Raw genomic sequence first — 21,025 nt, forward strand, 5'->3', positions numbered from 1 at the left:
TCTCGCGAGAAAGGGCTTACCGGAAACATACGGGGCTCACTCCCGCAGGAGCACGATCAGGTCGGCGTCGTGCGCGGCGCTCCAGGCGAACGGCAGCCCGTGGTGCAGCAGATGGGCTCCGCTGTACGTCGTCCCCGTCGCCGTGTCCCGGTAGCGCGCCGCCGGTTCGAGTCCGCGCAGCCGCAGCCGGTCGGCACGCCCCGGCAGGAGCGGGGCGCCGTCGAGCCGGCCGGTGCTGAGCGCGGCGACGACGGTCCGGTCCCCGGCGTCGTACTGCACCCCGCAGCTCGGCGCGTCCGGCGCTCCGAGGAGCCGGGCCTCACCGTGGTGGATCACGTCCCGTACCTCCTTGTACCGGGCGATCCACCGGGCGCCCTCGGCCCGCTGCTCCGGTGTCCAGGCGCGCAGGTCGGCGCCGATGCCCAGCACTCCGCAGAGGGCGTTGACGAAGCGGAAGGCGAGGCTGCGCGGGCGGGGGTCGAAGACGCCGGGGGCGTCGGTGACCCAGGAGCTCATGACGTGCGGGGCGTGTGCGTGCAGGAAGCCGTGCTGGATCGCGAGCCGGTCCAGGGGTGCGGTGTTGTCGCTGGGCCAGACCACGTCGGTGCGGGCGATCGTCGCGTGCTCGATGCGTCCGCCGCCGCCCGCGCAGCCCTCGACGGTGACGTCGGGGTGGGCGGTACGGAGGTGGTCGAGGACGCGCAGGTAGCCGGCGACGTGCTCGGCGTCCAGGTCGACGCGGCCTGCGCCGGGGCGCCCTCGCTCGGTGGGCGGGCGGTTCATGTCCCACTTGAGGTAGCTGATGTCGTAGGTGCCGAGCAGCCGGTCGAGCGTGCCGAGGACGAAGTCCTGGACGTCGGTCCGGCCGAGGTCGAGGAGGAGCTGGTTGCGGACGAGCCGGCCGGGGCGGCCCTCGATCCGGTAGACCCACTCGGGGTGCTCGGCGTGCAGCCGGCTCCCCGGGCTGACGGCCTCGGGCTCGATCCACAGCCCGAAGTCCAGGCCCAACGCCCTGATGTCCGCGACGAACTGCTCGAAGCCCAGCGGGAAGGCGGCCGGGTCGGGCCACCAGTCGCCCAGTCCCCCGGTGTCGTCGGTGCGCCCGGTGAACCAGCCGTCGTCCACGACGAACAGCTCGGCCCCGATGTCGGCGGCCGTCTTCGCCAGCTCCAGCTGCCCGGCCGCGTCGACGTCGAAGCCGGTGGCCTCCCAGGAGTTGTAGAGGACCTTGCGCGGGCGGTGCAGGCGGTCGCCGGTGAGGTGCCGCTCGTAGCGGTGCCAGACGCGGGAGAGTCCGTCGAGGCCGTCCGGGCTGAAGGCGCAGGCGAGTTGGGGGGTTGCGAGAGTCTCGCCGGGGGCGAGGAACAACGCGCCCTCGTGCGGGACCCGGCCCGCCCGGACCCGTACCAGGCCTCCGGGTTCCGCCTCGGCGGTGATGTGCCAGTTGCCGGACCAGGCGAGGGCGATGCCGTAGGCCGCCTGTGCCTCGCCGTCCTGCACGGCGAGCCAGGGCGCGTACGCGTGCCCCGGCGCACCTTGCAGGCTGCCGATGGTGAACGTGCCTCTGGGGAGGTCGAGTTGGGTGCGCTGGAACTCCTGCGACCACTGGCCCGTGAGGCAGGTCAGGCGGGCGGTTCCGGTCACGGGGATGTTCACGGCGGCCGAGTCGAGCCGTTCCAGGCGGAGTGCGCGGGTGGCGGTGAACTCCGTCCAGCGGAGGACCACGTCCGTGCCCGGGACGGTCTCGTAGTGGAGGACGGTCCGCAGGCCCGACCGCTCGTCCTGGAAGGCGAGTCGCAGGGACCCCTCGTCCGTCTCGGCTCCGGCGAACTCCCACCACGTGCCGCGGTCGTCGCCGTCCGGACGCGATGCCACCAGCTCCGAGCCGGTGAACGGCCGCAGTCCGTAGGGCAGATACTCGGCCGGGGCCGCGTCGGCGGGCGTGATGAAGTGGGTGCGCCGCGACCAGTCGAGGGCGGAGGGGCCGTCCTCGACGCCGAGCGGGCCCCAGGCGTCGAGTTCGGCCCAGGGGCCGTCCGGGGAGAGGCGCACGGTGTAGCTGGTGTTCTCCGTGCGCAATGTCCAGCGCTCGTGGGTCACTTGACCGCTCCGAGGTTGAGTCCGGCGACGAAGTGCCGCTGGAAGCGCAGGAAGACGGCGACCGTGGGGGCGGCGGCGATGACGGAGCCGGCCGCGATGACGTTCCACATCGACACGTACTGTCCCTGGAGTCCGATGAGGGCGGCCGTGATCGGCATCTTGGTGTCGCTGCGCAGAACGGTGATGGCCCAGAGCAGGTCGTTGAAGATCCAGGTGAAGGACAGTGCGCTGAGCGCGGCGAGGGCGGGGCGGGTCAGCGGGAGGATGATCCGCCAGAAGATCTGCCAGGGGCCCGCGCCGTCGACGACCGCGGCCTGCTGGATCTCGGGCGGGATCGACCGCATGAATCCGTGCAGGACGAAGACGTAGAAGCCGACGCCGAAGCCGATCTGCACGCCGATGAGGGCCGGCAGCGTGTCGTAGATGCCCATGACTTCGCTGAGCTTGGACACCGGGATGAGGAGGATCTGCGGTGGGAGGAGGTTGCCGCCGAGCATGAGGAGCAACAGGGCGCGGCGGAAGGGGAGTTCGTAGCGGCTGAGGCCGAAGGCGGCCATCGCGGCGAGGGCCAGCGTGATCAGGACGCAGGGAACCGTGACGACCAGGCTGTTGATGAGGGCGCGCTGCTGGCCGCCGTCGACCCAGGCCTGGCGGAAGTTGCCGAGGGTGAACGAGTGCGGCCAACTGCCCAGGCCGTTGGCGGCGATGTCGTCGAAGGAGCGCAGGCTGGTCACCAGGACGAGCACGATGGGCAGCAGCCACAGGACGGCCAACGCCCCCGCGCCCAGGTGGAATCCGGCGGTCGCGGCGCGCCTGCGGCGCAGGGCCGTGGAGTTGGCGGACATCAGTCGGCCTCCCGGAACGCGCGGACGAGGTAGGAGCAGATGACGCCGAAGGCCAGCACGAAGATGACGACGGCGAGTGCGGAGCCGTAGCCGAGGCGCAGGGACTGGAAGGCGGTGGAGTACATGTAGGTGCTCAGCAGCTCCGACGAGTGGTAGGGCCCGCCGCGGGTCAGCGACCACACGACGTCGAAGGAGCGCAGCGAGTCGATGACGATGACCGACAGAACGACCGCGTTGACGCTGCGCAGTTGGGGCAGGGTGATGTGCCGCAGGCGTTGCAGGGCGCTCGCGCCGTCGACCTTCGCGGCCTCGTACAGGGCGGGGTCGATGCCCTTGAGGCCGGCCAGGTAGAGGACCATCACGTAGCCGATCTGGCGCCACAGCGCGGGCACGATCACCGCGTACAGGGCGGTGTCCTGGTCGGCGAGCCAGGCGTGGCGGAGGCTGCCGAGGCCGACGGACTGGAGGAGTTGGTTGAGGACGCCGTCGGGCTGGTAGATCGCCTGCCAGACGAGGGCGGTGGCGACCAGGGAGAAGACGACGGGCAGGAACAGGGCCGCGCGGTAGAATCCGACGCCGCGGCGCTCCTGTTGGAGCAGCAGCGCGGCGGCGAGGCCGAGCAGGGCGGACAGGCCGCCGAAGAGGACGAGCCAGAGGACCGTGTGGATCGTCGCGCTGCGGAAGACGTCGTCGTGGGCCATCTCCCGGAAGTTGTCCAGGCCGATGAACTGCGGTGGGGAGACACCGTCCCATTTGGTCAGGGCCAGGTAGAAGCCCTGCACGGCGGGCCAGAACACCCACACCGCCTCGACGAGCAGCGGGACGAGGACGAACGCGAGCACCAGCGGGGGTGTCCGCCGGGGGCCCCGGACCCGCTTGCCCTTGGCGGGTGTCGGGGCCGGGGATGTCCGGTCGGGCGCGGTCAGGACGGCCATGTCAGGCGTTCCAGATCTTCTCGGCGTCGCGCTGCCACTCCGTGAGGATGCTGCCGATCGACTTGGGTTTGGCCAGGAACTTGGTGAGCGCGTTGTCGGCGGTGGGCTGGAGGGCGTCGCTGGAGTCGCGGTTGAAGAACTGGGTGACCTCGGCCGCTTCGTCGACGTGCTTGCGGCCCTTCTTCACCAGAGCGGTGCCGGCGTCCTTCGCGTCGGGGTTGCAGGGCAGGACGGTGCCGGAGGAGCCCTTGATGTAGATCTCCTGGGCCTCGGCGGTGGCGAGGTACTTCATCAGGTCGATCACCTGGTCGTGCCGTCCGGTGCGGGCGCTGGCGAAGTAGCCGTCGGTGGGCGCCTCTTCGGCGAGCGGGACCTTGGGGTCGATGATCGGGAAGCGGAAGAAGTCGACGTCGTCGAGGGCGTTCTTGGGTGCCGCGTCGGCGAAGAAGGTGCCGATGAGCATCATGCCGCTGCGGCCGTTGAGCAGGGAGGTCGACGCGTCCTGGAAGGCGACGGCGGTGCCGTTCGGGTCGATGTAGGGCAGCACCTCCTGCCAGCGGTCGAAGACCTTGCGCACCTCGGGGTCGTCGAACCGGTGCTTTCCGGCGAGGAGTTCGCGGTGGTACTGGGCTCCGTTGATGCGGATGTCGAGGTAGTCGAACCAGGCCGAGGCGACCCAGGCCGTGCCGCCGCCGGCGCCGAGGCCGATCGGGGTGACGCCCTTGCTCTTGAGCTTGTCGCACAGGTCCAGGAAGTCGTCCCAGCTCTTGGGCTCGCTCACGCCCCACTTGGCGAAGTTGGACTTGCGGTAGAACATGCCCCACCAGTAGTAGGTGGTGGGCACGAAGACCTTCTTGCCGGAACTCGTGGACGTGCACAGCGAGTTGAGCGCCTTGGAGTAGCGCTTGAGGTCGGGCGAGGAGGTCCACGCCGGGTCGAGGTCGAGCAGCAGGTTCTTCTTGGCGTAGGCGTCGGCGACCGAGCCGGGGTACCAGGTGTACACGTCCGGCGGGTTGGCCGAGGTGAGGTAGGTCGGCAGCTGGGTGCGGAAGGTCTCCGCGGCGACCGTGTTGAGGCTCGCCCGGTCGGCGCCCTTCTTGGCGTAGGCGGCGACGAGGTCCTCCATCGCGGCCTTGGCCTGCGGGGCGGACAGGTTGGACTGGAGGGTCACCGCACCCTTGGAGGAACTCTTGCCGGTGGAGGTGGAGGTGACGCAGCCGCTGAGCAGTGCCGTCGCCCCTGCGGCGCCGAGTCCGGCGAGGAACCGGCGTCGGTCTGGCTGGTGAATCGTCATGGATGGCTCCTTGTGGATCCCGCGCGGATCCAGGTTCACGTGGCGTCCCCACCACGTCAAGAATAATTACTAATTTATTTGAACTGAGTCCGGTGTACGTAGCCGTCGACGCCCTGGAACACCGCGTCGACGCTCCCGTCCGGTCCGGCCACGGCACCGAGTGCGCCGTCGAACACCGCGCTGGGGAAGGCCTGTTGCTTGGTCCAGCCCTGCCAGGCACCGTTCTCGTACCGCTGCTGCCAGAGCGTGTAGTCGGCGGCCCGCGCGTACAGCACCACGGCGTCCCCCACGGCGACCAGCGTCGGGCTGCCGCTGACGGTCCCGCCGACGGACGCCCAGGACGACCACTCCCCCGACGTCTCCCGGGTCCGGGTCCACACGTCGTCGGCCGCGGTGCGTACGGCGACCTGGACCCGGCCCCGCGCGTCCACGACGGCGGACGGCCGCCCGTACACCGCTCTGCCGCCGGGTGCGCCGAGCGAGGACCAGCCGGTGGACGGGCCGCGCTGCACGACCTGCCCGTCGGTGCCCGTGGCGAAGAGCGTCCAGTGCCCGGGGTCGGTGAACGCCACCGAGGGCGCGTCGGCGACCCGGCCGCCCAGGCTCTGCCACCCGCTCCAGCGACCGGCGGCGTAGACCCGCCGGTACACCCGGGAGTCGGCGCCGCGGACGAAGACGTCGATCCGGCCGCCGGCCGAGGCGTAGGCGGCGGGCTGGCCGAGGATCCGGCCCTTCGCCGGTCCGCCCAGGTCCCGCGTCCTGCCGCCGGCCTGCTGGACGAGCGAGCCGTGCGGTCCGCGCAGGAAGGTGGTCAGCGTGTCGCCGTCCCGTACGACAGCGGGACCTGCCGTGGTCCTCTGGCCGAGATTCGTGCCGGGCACGGCGTCCGTCCCGGTGAGCTTCAGCAGCGCGGTACCGTGCGCCGGGACCTCGACGGTGTACGACCCGGTGTGCGTGCCCCGGTCGGCGCGGGCCCGCAGGTCCCGGACCCGGACCGGTCCGCCGAGCCCGGCGTCCGCGAACTGCACGGTGCGCAGGGCGGGTTGGTCGGACCGGTTGAGCAGGACGACCGCGCGCCGCCCCTGCCCCTCCAGCACCTTGCTGTAGACGTCGCCGACCGGGTCACTGGCCACGCGGACGCCCTGGACGGCGAGCGGGTCCTGGTCGACGGCGATGATCTCCGGGTTGCGCAGCGTGGCGAGCATCGAGTCGGAGAGCGTGCGCGGGTCGGAGCCGAGGACGAGCGGCGAACCCATCTCGGCCCACATCACGTACTGCGTGGTGGACTCCTCCTGGGTCAGCTCCAGGGTGCCGTCGGTCATGCGGCGCATGGGGATGAGGTAGTCGGGGTCGTTGTAGTGCCCGGGTCCCTGCGCCTCGGGGTGCCAGGCGTTGGCGTCCATGTTGCGCAGGATGTTGGGCCATTGTCCGGGGCTCGGAGTGCCCCAGGCGATGTCCGTGCCGGTGCGCCAGGAGTCGGCGATCGTCGGGGCGTAGACGTAGGTGTTGTGCGCGTCCTGCTCGGGTGTGTGGGGCAGGCCCCAGTCGTCGGTGAGCGGGTTGCACAGGTTGAGCAGCATCCTGCGGCCGGACTTGGCGACCGCGTCGCTGAACTCCTTGTACGCCGGGCCCGGATCGAGCTTGGCCCCGATGCCGCACAGGAAGTCGACCTTGATCGCGTCGATCTTCCAGCCGGCGAACTGCCGCGCGTCGGCGTCGTAGTGGCCCCTGCTGCCCAGACCGCAGCTCTTGCCGCCGTCGTAGGTGCCGGCGTCGGTGTAGATGCCCGCCTTGAGGCCGCGCTTGTGCAGGTAGGACACCAACGCGGGGATGCCGGAGGGGAAGCGGTCCGGGTTGGCGACCAACCTCCCTTGCGCGTCAAGTGGGTTGTCGGCCTGCCAGCCGCCGTCGAGCCACACGATGTCGTAACCGGCGTCCCGGAGACCGCTGTTCACCAGCTTGTCCGCGACGGCGCGCACCTGCTGTTCGGTGGGGGCGCCGAGGCCGTAGTAGGTGTTCCAGCCCATGTAGGGCGTCGGCGCGAGGCCGCTGTCGTAGTAGGCGGGGGCTCCCTGGTCGGTGCCGGTGCGGGCCATGGCCGCGGGGGCCGTGGTCGCCGCCAGGACGGTCACGACGGCGATCGCGGTGGCTCGGCGGGTCAGTCTCGATGCCGCGGGCGTGCGGACCTGCGGATGTGAAGTCACTTGCCTCTCCCGGAGGTTGGGAAGCAGGAGGACGTGACCCGGGCCGCACTGCGACAGGGGCTTCCGGCGTCACGGCGACGACTGTGGCGTGTGGCCGAAACCCCTGTCAATATTAATTCCTAATTTATTAGAAGGGCGCCTCAGGGGTTGACAGAGTCCACCACGCGTCACAGCCTTTGGCAACGTTGTCAGTGCCGCTGGTTCTTGATGGGACATCACGCTCATGACAGATCAATCGGGTTCGCCACGCCTGTCGCGCCGCGCCCTGGTCACCACGGGTTCGACCTTGCTTGCGGGGTTCGGCCTGGGTGCCGTCCTGCCCATGCCGACCGCCACCGCCGCCGGTTCCACCCCGTCGGCCGCACCCTCCTCCTCCGGTGAACTCGCCCTCCACCGGCCGGTGTCGGTCTCCTCGACGGCCTACGCGCCCACCCCCGGTTCGTTCGTGGTGGACCGGCTCGCCTCACCCGGCGTACGGGGCAGCGGCTGGCGTGCCGGGCCCGGCGACCCGCAGTGGATCTCGATCGACCTCCAGGCCGCCTGCCATGTCACCTCGGTCCGCCTCACCTTCGAGGGCGACGCGAGCGACCCGGTGTTCACCCCGCCGACCACGGGCAACCCGGCCGACGGCACAACGGGCAAGGAGATCCAGTCCAGTTACCCGGTCGAGTACGTCGTCGAGGCCTCGACCGACCACACCTCGTGGACCAGCGTGTACCGCACCACGGCGGGCACCGGCGGCGTCGTGGACATCCAGCCGGCCCGCCCGGTCACCGCCCGCTGGATACGCCTCACCTCGACCCGCCGCTCCAGCCCCAACCCCCTCGGCCTCAACGGCTTCGAGGTCTACGGCACCGCCCCGGGGCACCGGCCGTCGGCCGCGGGCTGGACCGACTGGGGCACCCGCTCCGGACCGGCGCCGAAGCTGACGGTGGCCGGGGACGGCACGGTCCCGCTGGAGACCGGCTGGCGGCTGACGCTCGACGACTGGGCCGACGGCGACGGCGCGAAGCTGTCCAGGACGACGGTGGACACCAGCGGCTGGCTCCCGGCCACCGTCCCCGGCACGGTCCTCGGTTCCCTCGTCGACCAGGGCAAGCTGCCCGACCCCGTCGCCGGACTGAACAACCTCCGCATCCCCGAGGCCCTGTCACGTCACGCGTGGTGGTACAAACGGGACTTCGAGCTGCCGCACGGTCTGCGCACCGGGTCGGGGCGCCGGATCTGGCTGGAGTTCGACGGCATCAACCACACCGCCGACATCTGGCTCAACGGCCGGCATGTGGGCGGCCTGACCTACCCCTTCGCGCGCTCGGCCCACGACGTCACCGCCCTCCTCGCGACGCGCGGTGCCAACGCGCTCGCCGTCAGGATCACGCCGATGCCGGTGCCCGGCAGCCCCGGCGACAAGGGCCCCGCCGGAGAGTCCTGGGTGGATGCGGGCGCCAACCAGATGAACCTCAACTCCCCCACGTACCTGGCCTCTTCGGGCTGGGACTGGATGCCGGCGGTACGCGACCGGGCCGCCGGGATATGGAACCATGTCCGGCTGAGATCGACCGGCCATGTCGTGATCGGCGACCCGCGCGTCGACACCGCGCTGCCGAACCTGCCCGAGGTGTCGGTCGCCGAACTGACCGTCGTCGTCCCGGTCCGCAACGCCGACACCAGCGCCCACAAGGTGACGGTCTCCGCGGCCTTCGACGGCGTACGGGTGAGCAAGGCCGTCACCGTGCCCGCGGGCGAGAGCGTCGACGTCACCTTCAGCCCCGACGCGTTCGGTCAACTACGCCTGCGCAAACCTAAGTTGTGGTGGCCCAACGGCCTCGGTGATCCCACACTCCATCAACTCACCCTGGTCGCGACGCTCGACGGCGCCGAGAGCGACCGGCGCACCACCCGGTTCGGCATCCGTCAGTTCGGCTACGAGTACGAGGTGCCGCTGCCCTTCGCCGACACCGGGGACGCGTACACCCAGACGGTGACCTTCGACCGGCAACAGGCACGGTACGTGCGCGTCAAGTGCGCTACGCGGGCGTCGGGTTGGGGCTACTCCCTGTGGACCCTGGCCGTACGCGACAGCACGCGGGCCGGCACCGACCTGGCCCTGCACGCCCCGGCCGACGCGTCGTCCACGGACGGCGACGGCCACGGCGCCGCCAACGTGACCGACGGTGATTCCGACACCCGCTGGTCCTCGGCCTACACGGACGACCAGTGGATCCGGGTCGACCTGGGGTCCGCGCAGTCCTTCGACCGGGTCGACCTGGTGTGGGAACAGGCCTACGCGAAGACCTACGCGGTACAGGTCTCCACCGACGGCTCCACCTGGACCGATGCCGCGTCCGTCGACAACAGCGCGGTGCCGCTGCCGTTCGGCAACGCCAACGCGAGCCTCCAGGTGGAGGACTTCACCGCTCGGACCGCCCGCTACCTGCGCATCTCCTGCGGGCTGCGCAACACCAGTTGGGGCAACTCCCTGTGGTCGCTCGGTGTCGTCGACAGCGCCGCCCCCGCGACGGACCTGGCCCTGCACCAGAGGACGACCGCGTCCACCGAGGACCCCGACCACCCGGCCGCGCACGCCACCGACGGCGACACGAGCACCCGTTGGTCCTCGGAATACCAGGACGACCAGTGGATCCAGGTCGACCTCGGGGCCGCGAAACGTTTCGACCGGGTCGCCCTCCTCTGGGAGTCGGCCTATCCGAAGACGTATGTGATCCAGGTGTCGGACGACGCGGACACCTGGACCGACGTGAAGTCGGTGTCCAACACGCCCGATCCGTTGAAGATCAGCGTCAACGGGGTGCGGGTGTTCGCCCGCGGCGGCAACTGGGGCTGGGACGAACTGCTGCGCCGGATGCCGCCGGAGCGGATGGACGCGGCCGTGCGGATGCACCGCGACATGAACTTCACGATGATCCGCAACTGGGTGGGCACGTCCGACCGGGAGGAGTTCTTCGCCGCCTGCGACGAGCACGGCATCCTGGTGTGGAACGACTTCCCCAACGCGTGGGGCATGGACCCGCCGGACCACGACGCCTTCAACTCGATCGCCCGGGACACCGTCCTGCGCTACCGCATCCACCCCAGCGTGGTGATCTGGTGCGGCGCCAACGAGGGCAACCCGCCTGCCGCCATCGACCAGGGCATGCGCGAGGCCGTGCAGGACCAGGCCCCCGGCATCCTCTACCAGAACAACTCGGCGGGCGGCATCATCACCGGCGGCGGACCGTACGGCTGGGTCGAGCCGCAGAAGTACTTCGACCCGACCACCTACGGCAGCAAGGACTTCGGGTTCCACACCGAGATCGGGATGCCCGTCGTCTCCACCGCCGCCAGCATGCGGAACATGACGGGCGACGAGCCCGAGTGGCCGATCCGGGGCGCGTGGTACTACCACGACTGGAGCGAGCGCGGGAACCAGGCGCCGCAGACCTACAAGGCGGCCGTAGAAGCGCGTCTCGGCGCGACCGACGGCCTGGACGACTTCGCGCGCAAGGCGCAGTTCGTCAACTACGAGAACACGCGGGCCATGTTCGAGGCGTGGAACGCGCACCTGTGGGACAACGCCAGCGGTCTCATGCTGTGGATGTCCCACCCGGCCTGGCACAGCACGGTCTGGCAGACCTACGACTACGACTTCGACGTCAACGGCACGTACTACGGCGCCCGTTCGGCCTGCGAGCCGCTGCATGTGCAGGCCGATCCCGAGGGGCGGGTCATCGCGGTCAACCACACTCGCGACACCCTGAAGAACGCTGAGATCACCGCGCAGTTGACGGATCTGACGGGGCGTCGGCTCGGCACGGGCAAGAGCGCCCGGCTGGACGTCGCACCGGCCGCGACCGCGAAGGCGTTCACCGCGGCCTGGACCGACGACCTGCCGGACCTCCATCTCCTGCGTCTGACGCTGACCGGCGGCGACGGCCGGGTCCTGTCCCGCAACACCTACTGGCGCTATCGCACACCGGCCGCCATGCGGGCACTGGACACGGCGCCGAGGACGAAGGTCTCCGCGACGCTCGGGCGCGTGTCCCGTTCCGGAGACCGGACCGAACTGACCGCCACCGTCCGCAATCACGGGCCGGCCGTCGCCGCGATGGTCCGGCTCTCGCTGAAGAACGCCGCGACCGGCCGGCGCGTGCTGCCGACGCTGTACAGCCACAACTACCTCTGGCTGCTGCCCGGCGAGTCCCAGACCGTCACCCTGTCCTGGCCCACCCGGGCCCTCGCCTCAGGTCGTCCGCTCCTGGAAGTGGAGGCGTACAACAGCCGTACCGCGACCGCGAGTTCGTAAGCGACGGTCCGTCAGGACGCCTCCACCGCCGTCTTGATGCGCTGCCCGAAAGCGGGCGCGTCCTTACGGGCCGCGCCCAGGGCGAAGCCCACCAGCAGCTTGCCGACGCCGTGGCCTTCGAGGACGTTGAAGATCCGGACCCTGGTCGATCCCGGGCCGGTGGATTCCAGGTCGTAGCCGCCCTCGGTGGCCGTCACGCTGTTCTTGGACGTCTCCGCCCAGCGGATGCGGTGGGGAGCCTCGAATTCGGTGATCCGGAAGGTCCGGCCCGTCTTCATTCCGGCGTCCTTGACGGTGCTCGTGAAGACGGTGCCCACGGCCGTCGGGCCCTCGGGAGTCCTGGTGATCTTCTGGACCCGGGGGCTGAACTTGGGGTCGTTCGTGCCCTCCGCGAGGAAGGCGAAGACTTCCTCGACGGGGCGGTTGATCTCGGCTGTCGCCTCGAACTGTCCGGCCACGATTCCTCCTGTGCCGCGGGGGGAGTTTTCGCTGGGTGTGCCCTGATGCGCCGAGCACCACCAGCCTATCGGCGCGGCTGCGCCCCTGCTCCCCGACGCGGTTCCAGGGCACTGAAACCACGGTGAAACCGCGCTGAATGCGCTCTGCCGCACGCTCTGCGGCATGACGACAACGACCCAGGAAGCCGCGATCTCAGCGACCGGGCTGCGGAAGGCCTACGGCGACAGGACAGTCCTCGACGGCATCGACCTGACCGTCCCCACCGGAACCATCTTCTCCCTCCTCGGACCCAACGGCGCGGGCAAGACCACCGCCGTCAAGATCCTCTCCACCCTGGTGACCGCGGACGCCGGCGTACTGCGCGTCGGCGGTCACGACCTGGCGGTGGACCCGCAGGCCGTACGGGCCGCGATCGGCGTCACCGGACAGTTCTCCGCCGTCGACGGCCTGATCACCGGCGAGGAGAACATGCTCCTCATGGCCGACCTCCACCACCTGCCCAAACGGGAGGGACGCCAGGTCGCCGCCGAACTGCTGGAGCGCTTCGACCTCACCGAGGCGGCCAAGAAACCGGCGTCCACCTACTCCGGGGGCATGAAGCGCCGACTCGACCTCGCGATGACGCTCGTGGGAAACCCCCGCATCATCTTCCTGGACGAGCCCACCACCGGCCTCGACCCGCGCAGCCGCCACACCATGTGGGGCATCATCCGAGAGCTGGTCTCCGGCGGTACGACCGTCTTCCTCACCACCCAGTACCTTGAGGAAGCCGACGAACTCGCCGACCACATCGCCGTGTTGCACGACGGCCGCATCGCCGCCGAAGGCAGCGCCGACGAACTGAAACGACTCGTACCCGGCGGACACGTACGCCTGCGCTTCACCGACCCGGACGCCTACCGATCGGCCGCGACCGCCCTGCCCGAGGCCGGCCGCGACGACGAGGCGCTCGCGCTCCAGATCCCCAGCGACGGCAGCCAGCGCGAACTGCGCGCCGTCCTCGACCGGTTGGACACCGCCGGCATCGAGGCCGACGAACTCACCGTCCACACCCCCGACCTCGACGACGTGTTCTTCGCCCTGACCGGCGGCGCCAAGGTCCCCCACCAGCCCAAGGAGAACGTCCGATGAGCACCCTTTCCCTCGCCGTCCGCGACTCGTCCACGATGCTGCGCCGCAACCTGCTGCACGCGCGCCGCTACCCGTCGCTCACCCTGAACCTGCTCCTCACCCCGATCATGCTGCTGCTCCTCTTCGTCTACATCTTCGGCGACGTGATGAGCACGGGCATCGGCGGCACCGACCGCTCCGACTACATCGCCTACATCGTCCCCGGCATCCTGATGATGACCATCGGCGGCACCGTGATCGGCACGGCCGTCTCCGTCGCCACCGACATGAACGAGGGCATCATCGCCCGCTTCCGGACCCTGGCCATCCACCGCGGTTCGGTGCTCGTCGGGCACGTCGTCGGCAGTGTGCTGCAGTGCGTCGCCAGTGTGGTGCTCGTCGGCGCCGTCGGCGTGGCCATCGGCTTCCGGTCCACCGACGCCACCGCGCTGGAGTGGCTGGCCGCGTTCGGGCTGCTCGTCCTGTTCTCGCTGGCGCTCACCTGGATCGCGGTGGGGATGGGCATGGCCAGCCCCACCGCGGAGGCGGCGAGCAACAGCGCACAGCCGCTGATCCTCCTCCCGCTGATCTCCAGCGCGTTCATCCCGGCCGACACGATGCCGGGATGGTTCCGGCCGATCGCCGAGTACCAGCCCTTCACTCCGGCCATCGAGACCCTGCGCGGCCTGCTGCTCGGCACGGAGATCGGCGACAACTGGTGGATCGCCCTCGCCTGGTGCCTCGGGCTCACCGTGCTCGGCTACCGCTGGTCCACCGCCGCGTTCAACCGCGACCCGAAGTAGTCGCCATGACAACGCGGGCGGCGTCCCGCAACTCGTCCCGTCCCAGGGCGGCGTACTCCGACACCGCGTCGGTGTACGCCGCCCTGTCGGCGTCCTCGGCCGTCCGCCGGGCGAGGTCCGCGGACATCGTGGGCTGGAACTCCCGCATGACGCCCAGCCGTTGGGCCAGCGCGATCATTCGGACGGCCGTCGGGTCGCCCTCCGTGCAGCCGACCGTGCCGAGGGCATGCACCATCGTGCCCAGCAAGGGGAGTTCAGAGGGCGAGCCGTACGACGCGGCGAGCAGGTCGCGCAGCCCTGCGCGGAGCCGGTCGACGGTGTCCGCGACCAGTGTCTGCCGACCGGCGTGCGCGTGGGCCGTCACGGCCACCGACTGGACCATGAACGCCCAGGGATCGGCCCGGACTTCGTCGCCGCGCGACGATCCGGCCGCGAGCATACGGTCCACGGCGCCCCGCCACAGGCCGAGTCCGACCTCCGTCAGCCCACGGGCGAGGGCGATCTCGGCGCGGGCGCCGAGATCGGGGCGGTAGAAGTCGTCCTCCGGCGGTGGGTTGTCGCTCTCCGTCTGCCGCAGCCAGTACTCGGCCTCGTCGGCCTCCCCGCGCTGAAGGCACGCGAGGGCGAGCAGCGACCGGATGCCGATGTGGTCGTGCCCGTCGCCGAGCCGCGGCAACACGGCGAGGGACGCCTGGAGATGCTCGTACGCCTCCTCGCCCCGCCCGGTGCGCAGGCACAGCTCGCTCAGCCGGGAGTGCACCATGAGCTGGACGGAGGGATTGTCGACCGCCCTGAGACCGGTGACCGTTCGGCGGGCCGAGACGAGGGCGCGCTCGATGTCGTGCTCGAACTCCCAGACGTAGCAGGCCACGCACTCGGCGATGCCGGAGAGCAACGGCCTGCCGTCCTCGCTCAGTTCGCGCAGCACGTCGTAGCCGGGCGGGCGTATCTCGGGGATCGCGCTCAGCACGATCGACGCGGCCCGCATCAGCGAGTCCGGTGGGGCCGACGGGAGCCGTCGCAGGGTGACGAGCTGGCGTACGGCGCGTGGGCCCTGGCCCATGAACACGGTGACCGTGCCCAACACCGCCGCCGTGCGCGCGACTTCGAGGTAGGCGGGCTCGGGGTGGTAGTGCGAGAGCGCCGGGCCGGTGTCGGCGGTGAGGGCGAGGAGGCGGGGGTAGTTGGTGCCGGTGGACCACAGGCCGGCCAGGACGGCGGTGAGCGCGGCGACGGCGGGATTGTCCAGCCGTGCCTGGGCATGCCGGAGCGCCGCCACGAGGTTGTCCTGCTCGGCCCGGATCCGCTCCCACGCCGCCTGCGAGTCCGACCCGAACAGCACATCGTGATGAACGACCCCGAACTCCCGCGCCCAGTCCAGGAATCGGTCTACGGCTCGCTCGTCCTCGTCCGCCTCCGTGCGGCGGGCCGCGCTGAACTCCCGTACGGTCTCCAGCATCCGGAACCGCACACCGGCCGGGGTGTCGGCGACGGTCAGCAGCGACTGGTCGGCCAGCTGCTCCAGCAGGAGCAACGCGTCCTCGCCGAGGACCTGTTCGGCCGCTTCGCCGGAGAAGCCGCCGGGGAAGACGGACAGGATGCGCAGGGCGGCCCTGGCGTCCTCGTCGAGGAGGTTCCAGCTCCACTCGACGACCGCGTGCAGGGTGCGGTGCCGTTCGGGCACGTCCCGGGCGCCGCCGCGCAGCAGGGCGAACCGGTCGCCGAGGCGGCGGGCGATGTCGGGCACCGACAGGACGCGCACCCGTGCCGCCGCCAGTTCCACGGCGAGGGGCAGCCCGTCGAGGTGGCGGCACAGCTCGGCCACCGCGTCGGACGGGAGGTCCACGCCGCTCCTGGCGGCGCGGGCCCGCTGGGTGAACAGCTCGACGGAGACGGCGAGTCCGAGTTCGGGCAGCGCGTGGACGGCCTCCGAGGTGAGGCCGAGCGGTGAGCGGCTGGTGGCGAGCACCCGCAGGTCCTTGGAGGACGAGACCAGGGCCTGGACGAGGTCGGCGGCGCCCCGGACGATCTGCTCGCAGTTGTCGAGGACCAGCAGCGCGGGCCCGGGGCCGAGCACGCCGAGGATGCCGGCCACCGGGTCGCCGGAGGCGGGCCCGTTCAGGGCACCGGCACCGAGCACGGAGGCGACCTCGGAGGCCACGTCCGCGTCCTCGGTGACACCGGCGAGCGGCACGAAGTACACCAGCCGCTGTTCGGCCCTGCGGCTGACGGCGTGCGCGAGTCGGGTCTTGCCGAGTCCGCCGGGTCCTACGACGGTGACGGCACGCGAGACCCGCAACAGCCCTTCCACCGCGGCGATGTCGTCGTCGCGGCCGAGCAGCGGATTCGGTTCGTGCGGTACCCCGTGCCTGGCCACGGGCGCCTCGCCGCGCAGCAACTCCTGTTGCACGGCCTTGAGTCCGGGCCCCGGGTCGGTGCCAAGTTCGTCGCGCAGCTCACGGCGGTACGCCTCGTACCGGGTCAGAGCGGCGGACGGACCGGCCGTCGCGGCCTCCCCGCGCAGCACCTCGCCGAGCACCTCCTCGTCGCGCGGGTGGGCCGCGGCGGCGACGGCCAGCGGTTCCGCCGCCTCCGCGTGGCGCCCGAGGCGGGCGAGCGCGAGCGCCCGTGCGCGGACGAGGGTGTCGCGGACGGGGGCGCGTTCGGCACGCAGCGCGGCCACCGGGTCGTCGCTGTCGGCGCCCTGGTCGGGGGTGCCCTCCCAGAGCGCGAGCCCGGCCTCGGCGGCGGCCAGCGAACCCGCCTGATCGCCCGCCCTGGCCCGGTCCGCGCTCGCGGCGGCGTGCAGCAGCAGGGCGGAGCTGTCGACCTGGTCCGCGGCGAGGGCGAGCCGGTATCCGGTCGGCGTGCTGAGGATGAGGTCGGCGCCGAGCTGCGCCCGTGCCCTCGACACGAGGACCTGCAGCGCCTTGCCCGGCCGCTCCGGCAGTTCGTCCGGCCACAGGCCTTCCACGAGCCGCTCGGTGCTGCACCCGGTCCTCAGGTCCCCGGCGAGCAGCGCGAGCAGCCCGCGCAGCCGGGGCGCGGTGACCTCCTGTCTTCGGCAGGCGACTCGCGGCAGCAGGGTGAGGTCAATGGTCACCGGTGCAGATTAGCCAAGGTCACGCCCCAGTCGTACAAGGGGAGACAGGGCCATCAGCGCCGGGGACAGCAGCATGCCCACCGCGGTCACGAGGAGAGCGGTGCGCGGCCCCGACTCCTGGGCGAGGAGGCCGCCGAGGAGCGATCCGAGCGGGGACGACCCCATGCCGACGAACATGATCGTCGCGGCGGCACGTCCCTGCATCCCGTGCGGGGTCACGGCCTGCCGCACGGCCATGAGCGTGACGTTCACCAGCTGACCGCCGATCCCGAAGACGACGTTGACCGCGACGAGTGCGGACATGGTCATCGCGGACGGACCGTGCAGCGCGGGCACGCACAGGAACGCGCCGTCGCCGAGTGCCGCCGCGACCACGATCACCCGGCCGTGTCCGAAGCGGGCCGGCAGCCGCGCGGCCAGCAGCGCGCCGACGAGCGCGCCCGGACCGGTCGCCGCGAGAGCCAGGCCCACGGCGGCGCCGGAGAGGTGCAACTCCCTTGGCAGGAAGAGGAGATAGGCCGTCATCGTCGCGGCGAAGAAGAACTGGAACGCGGCGGAGGCCAGGCAGACGGTGCGCAGCAGGGACTCACCGGCGACGAATCGCAGGCCCTCACTGATCCGGCGCCCCACGCGAAGGGAACGTCCCGGGCGCTCCGGGATCGTCTCGGTACGGCGGATCCGGCGTACCGGCAGGAACGACAGCGTGAAGAACAGCGCGCCGGAGGCGATGGCGGCCGGCGCCGACAGCAGGGACACCAGCGCGCCGCCCAGGGCGGGCCCGCCGATCTGAGCGGCGGACCGGCTGCCCTCCAACGCACTGTTGCCGCGCACCAGCTGATCGTGTGTCACCAACCGTGCCAGGGACACCTGATAGGCCCCGTCGAAGAACACGGACAGGACCCCGGCGCCGAAGACGACCACGAAGAACGCGGGCAGCCCCAGCCAGTCGAGCCAGGCCACGGCGGCCGCGCCTGCCAGCAGGACCATGCGGCCCACGTCCGCCAGGACCAGCACGGTCCGCGTCCGCCAGCCGTCGATCCAGGCGCCGACGAACAGCGAGAGCAGCAGGGTCGGCGCCTGGCCCACGGCACGCAGGACACCCAGTTCGCCGGACCCGACGCCGAACGCCAGGACCGCGAGCAGCGGGAGGACCACCAGGCTTGTCTGTTCGCCGAGTTGGGAGAGGGTCTGGCCGAGCCACAGTCCGCGGAAGTCGCGGTCCCGCCACAGGCTCGGCGGAGCGGACACGGAGGAAGAGGACGAAGAGGACGAAGAAAACGAAGAAGCGGAGGAGGACACGGGGAACCCTTTGACTCTGCCGCGCTCTCAGGGGCGGCACGCGGTGACGGACCGGTCACGGTCCACGACGTCAACGCGCGCCCGGACGACCGGGCATCTCCGGGCTCCAGCTTCTCGGCGTTCAGGGACGACGGCGAACCTAACGCGTGGAGGGCCTCGCGCGAAAGGCAATTGACGCCCCTCCCCGGGAGCGCGCATCGCCTGTCCGGCGCTCAGGAACCGCAGGACCGCCGGCACCCGGCGATGGCCGCTGTCGACCGACGGCGGACGGTCGATTTACTAAGGCAGACTGATAAAGTAGCCTTAGCATATGAACGACGACCAGGATCTGGATCCGAACGCCGTCGCCTCCGCCCTGCTCGCGAGCTTCGGCGTGCTGGTGCGGCGGGCCCGGCAAGTACCGGTCGAGGGCGGGCTGACGATGCCCGAGCGGAGCGCGCTGGCACGGCTCGACCGCGGCGGCCCCGCCACCTCCTCGGCGATGGCCCGCGAGGCGCAGATCACCGCGCAGGCCATGGGGGCGACGCTCACCGCGCTGCGCAACCGCGGCCTGGTCGAACGCAGGCCGGACCCGGACGACGGGCGTCGCGTGGTGCTGACGGTGACCGACGCCGGCCGGCAGGCACTGAAGGACAAGCGCAACGCGCGGGCCGAGCTGCTCGCCCGCGCCCTGACCAGCGGGGCGTTCACCCCCGCCGAGGTGCAGCAACTCGCCGCGGTGGCACCGCTGTTGGAGCGACTGGCCCAGCACATCTGACGGCGGCGACGGAGCCAGGAGAACACAGAGCGATGACAGACCCTCGCACGGCGTGTGCCCCGCGCCGCCCGGCCGCCGACGACCGGTACAAGTGGACCGCGCTGACGAACACGACCGCCGCGGTCTTCATGTCCGCGCTGGACGGTTCCATCGTGCTGATCGCCCTCCCGGCGATCTTCCGGGGCATCCATCTGGACCCGCTCGCGCCGGGCAACATCGCATACCTGCTGTGGATGATCATGGGCTACCGGCTGGTCCAGGCCGTCCTCGTGGTCACGGTGGGCCGCCTCGGCGACATGTACGGCCGGGTCCGGATCTACAACTCCGGGTTCGCGGTCTTCACCTGCGCCTCGATCCTGCTCTCCTTCGACCCCTTCGACGGCGGCCACGGCGCCATGTGGCTGATCGCCTGGCGGCTGTTGCAGGCCGTCGGCGGCTCGATGCTGACCGCGAACTCCGCCGCGATCCTGACCGACGCCTTCCCCGAGGAACAGCGCGGCTTCGCCCTGGGCATCAACCAAGTCGCCGCGCTGGGCGGCATGTTCATCGGTCTCGTCGCCGGTGGCCTGCTGTCCGCCTGGGACTGGCGGGCGGTGTTCTGGGTCAACGTGCCCGTCGGCGTGTTCTTCACGGTATGGGCCTACCGCACCCTCCGCGAGACCGCCCGGCGCGACGGCGGACGCATCGACTGGTGGGGCAACATCACCTTCGCGGTCGGCCTCAGCGCCGCCCTGATCGCGATCACCGCGGGCCTCCAGCCCTACGGCGGCCACACCATGGGCTGGACCAACCCCCTGGTCGACGTGCTCATCGCGGGCGGAGTGCTGCTCCTGACGGCGTTCGTCGTCATCGAGAACCGCGTCTCCGCGCCGATGATCCAGCTGAGCCTGTTCCGCCGACGGGCCTTCACCTTCGGCAACCTGGCGGGCCTGGCCATCTCGATCGGCCGGGGCGGCATGCAGTTCGTGCTGATCATCTGGCTGCAGGGCATCTGGCTCCCGCTGCACGGCTACGACTACGGCGACACCCCGCTGTGGGCCGGCATCTTCATGCTGCCGCTGACCGCGGGCTTCCTCGCGGCGGGCCCGGTCTCCGGGTATCTGTCGGACCGGCTCGGCTCACGGGGTCTCGCCACCGGCGGCGCGGTGCTGTTCGGCACGAGCTTCCTGGGCCTGATGTGCCTGCCGATCGACTTCAGCTACTGGGTCTTCGCACTGCTGATCGCGCTCAACGGCATAGCCAGCGGGATGTTCGCCTCCCCCAACTCCTCCTCGATCATGGGCAGTGTGCCGCCACGGCTGCGCGGAGTCGCCTCCGGCATGCGCGCCACCTTCCAGAACTCCGGCACCGCCGTCTCCATCGGCGTCTTCTTCTCCCTGATGATCGCCGGACTGGCCGGCACGCTCCCGGCCAGCCTCACCACCGGGCTCCAACAGCAGGGCGTACCGGCCCACGTGGCGACCCAGGTGGCCGGACTGCCCCCGGTCTCCTCCCTGTTCGCCGCGCAGCTGGGCGTCAACCCGATCCAGCACCTGCTCCAGCCGAGCGGTGTCCTCACCCATCTGACGGCGGCGCAGCAACACACCCTCACCGGAAGCGAGTTCTTCCCGAGTCTCATATCGGGGCCGTTCCACTCGGGTCTGGTCGTCGTGTTCGCCTTCGGCGCCGGTCTCGCCTTCCTCGCCGCGGTCGCGTCCATGCTGCGCGGCACCGGCACCCGCCCGGCGGCCAGGAAACCGGAACCGAGCACGGCCCTCCCCGGCGACGCCCTCGCGCGGCCGGACAAGTAACACCGCCGGACAAGCGACACCGC

Annotated in this window: 13 protein-coding genes; 5 read left to right on the forward strand and 8 right to left on the reverse strand. The window is 71.0% G+C overall.

From position 1 onward, the window contains the following. Window positions 1–36: 36 nt before the first annotated feature. From ACIPTO_RS18045 to ACIPTO_RS18065, 5 genes are all read right to left on the reverse strand, one after another. A complete protein-coding gene (locus ACIPTO_RS18045; protein ID WP_401193110.1) occupies window positions 37–2,100 on the reverse strand; it encodes an alpha-galactosidase in 2,064 nt (687 codons plus the stop codon). Then, the gene (locus ACIPTO_RS18050) at window positions 2,097–2,945 is read right to left on the reverse strand and encodes a carbohydrate ABC transporter permease (RefSeq protein WP_401193113.1); all 849 of its coding nucleotides are present in this window, start codon (window positions 2,943–2,945) and stop codon (window positions 2,097–2,099) included. The genes ACIPTO_RS18045 and ACIPTO_RS18050 overlap by 4 nt, the downstream gene beginning before the upstream one ends. After that, window positions 2,945–3,880: a sugar ABC transporter permease gene (locus ACIPTO_RS18055; protein ID WP_366317626.1), complete on the reverse strand. Its 936-nt coding sequence runs from the start codon at window positions 3,878–3,880 to the stop codon at window positions 2,945–2,947. The genes ACIPTO_RS18050 and ACIPTO_RS18055 overlap by 1 nt, the downstream gene beginning before the upstream one ends. A gap of 1 nt (window position 3,881) precedes the next feature. Continuing rightward, window positions 3,882–5,174 carry an ABC transporter substrate-binding protein gene (locus ACIPTO_RS18060; protein ID WP_401193116.1) on the reverse strand — a complete coding sequence of 431 codons (1,293 nt, stop codon included), beginning with the start codon at window positions 5,172–5,174 and terminating at the stop codon, window positions 3,882–3,884. 74 nt (window positions 5,175–5,248) lie between these two features. Beyond that, the gene (locus ACIPTO_RS18065) at window positions 5,249–7,378 is read right to left on the reverse strand and encodes a glycoside hydrolase family 27 protein (protein WP_401193118.1); all 2,130 of its coding nucleotides are present in this window, start codon (window positions 7,376–7,378) and stop codon (window positions 5,249–5,251) included. A 223-nt stretch (window positions 7,379–7,601) separates the two neighbouring features. Between ACIPTO_RS18065 and ACIPTO_RS18070 the strand changes: the two genes are divergently transcribed. Further along, window positions 7,602–11,681, forward strand: a complete 4,080-nt coding sequence (locus ACIPTO_RS18070) for a discoidin domain-containing protein (protein ID WP_401193120.1) — start codon at window positions 7,602–7,604, stop codon at window positions 11,679–11,681. An 11-nt stretch (window positions 11,682–11,692) separates the two neighbouring features. Here the strand turns inward: ACIPTO_RS18070 and ACIPTO_RS18075 are convergent, their stop codons facing one another. After that, window positions 11,693–12,139, reverse strand: coding sequence for an SRPBCC family protein (locus ACIPTO_RS18075; protein WP_366317620.1), 447 nt, complete (start codon window positions 12,137–12,139; stop codon window positions 11,693–11,695). Between the two features lie 163 nt (window positions 12,140–12,302). On the opposite strand from ACIPTO_RS18075, the gene ACIPTO_RS18080 reads away from it, so the two are divergent. Beyond that, a complete protein-coding gene (locus tag ACIPTO_RS18080; RefSeq protein ID WP_401193122.1) occupies window positions 12,303–13,271 on the forward strand; it encodes an ATP-binding cassette domain-containing protein in 969 nt (322 codons plus the stop codon). Continuing rightward, window positions 13,268–14,053: an ABC transporter permease gene (locus ACIPTO_RS18085; protein WP_401193124.1), complete on the forward strand. Its 786-nt coding sequence runs from the start codon at window positions 13,268–13,270 to the stop codon at window positions 14,051–14,053. The genes ACIPTO_RS18080 and ACIPTO_RS18085 overlap by 4 nt, the downstream gene beginning before the upstream one ends. Here ACIPTO_RS18085 and ACIPTO_RS18090 read toward each other — a convergent pair. Continuing rightward, window positions 14,034–17,156 carry an ATP-binding protein gene (locus ACIPTO_RS18090; protein ID WP_401193127.1) on the reverse strand — a complete coding sequence of 1,041 codons (3,123 nt, stop codon included), beginning with the start codon at window positions 17,154–17,156 and terminating at the stop codon, window positions 14,034–14,036. The genes ACIPTO_RS18085 and ACIPTO_RS18090 overlap by 20 nt on opposite strands. A 9-nt stretch (window positions 17,157–17,165) precedes the next feature. Continuing rightward, window positions 17,166–18,404: an MFS transporter gene (locus tag ACIPTO_RS18095; RefSeq protein ID WP_401193129.1), complete on the reverse strand. Its 1,239-nt coding sequence runs from the start codon at window positions 18,402–18,404 to the stop codon at window positions 17,166–17,168. A 361-nt stretch (window positions 18,405–18,765) separates the two neighbouring features. Here ACIPTO_RS18095 and ACIPTO_RS18100 point away from each other — a divergent pair, with 361 nt between their 5' ends. Beyond that, window positions 18,766–19,212 (forward strand): MarR family winged helix-turn-helix transcriptional regulator, encoded by a 447-nt coding sequence (locus ACIPTO_RS18100; RefSeq protein ID WP_401193132.1) that lies wholly within the window; start codon window positions 18,766–18,768, stop codon window positions 19,210–19,212. Between the two features lie 32 nt (window positions 19,213–19,244). Beyond that, on the forward strand, window positions 19,245–21,002 hold the full coding sequence (locus tag ACIPTO_RS18105; protein WP_401193134.1) for an MFS transporter: 1,758 nt from the start codon (window positions 19,245–19,247) through the stop codon (window positions 21,000–21,002). The last annotated feature ends 23 nt before the right edge of the window (window positions 21,003–21,025 follow it).

This window comes from Streptomyces sp. NPDC090083, assembly GCF_044747445.1.
In the GTDB taxonomy this organism is placed as follows: domain Bacteria; phylum Actinomycetota; class Actinomycetes; order Streptomycetales; family Streptomycetaceae; genus Streptomyces.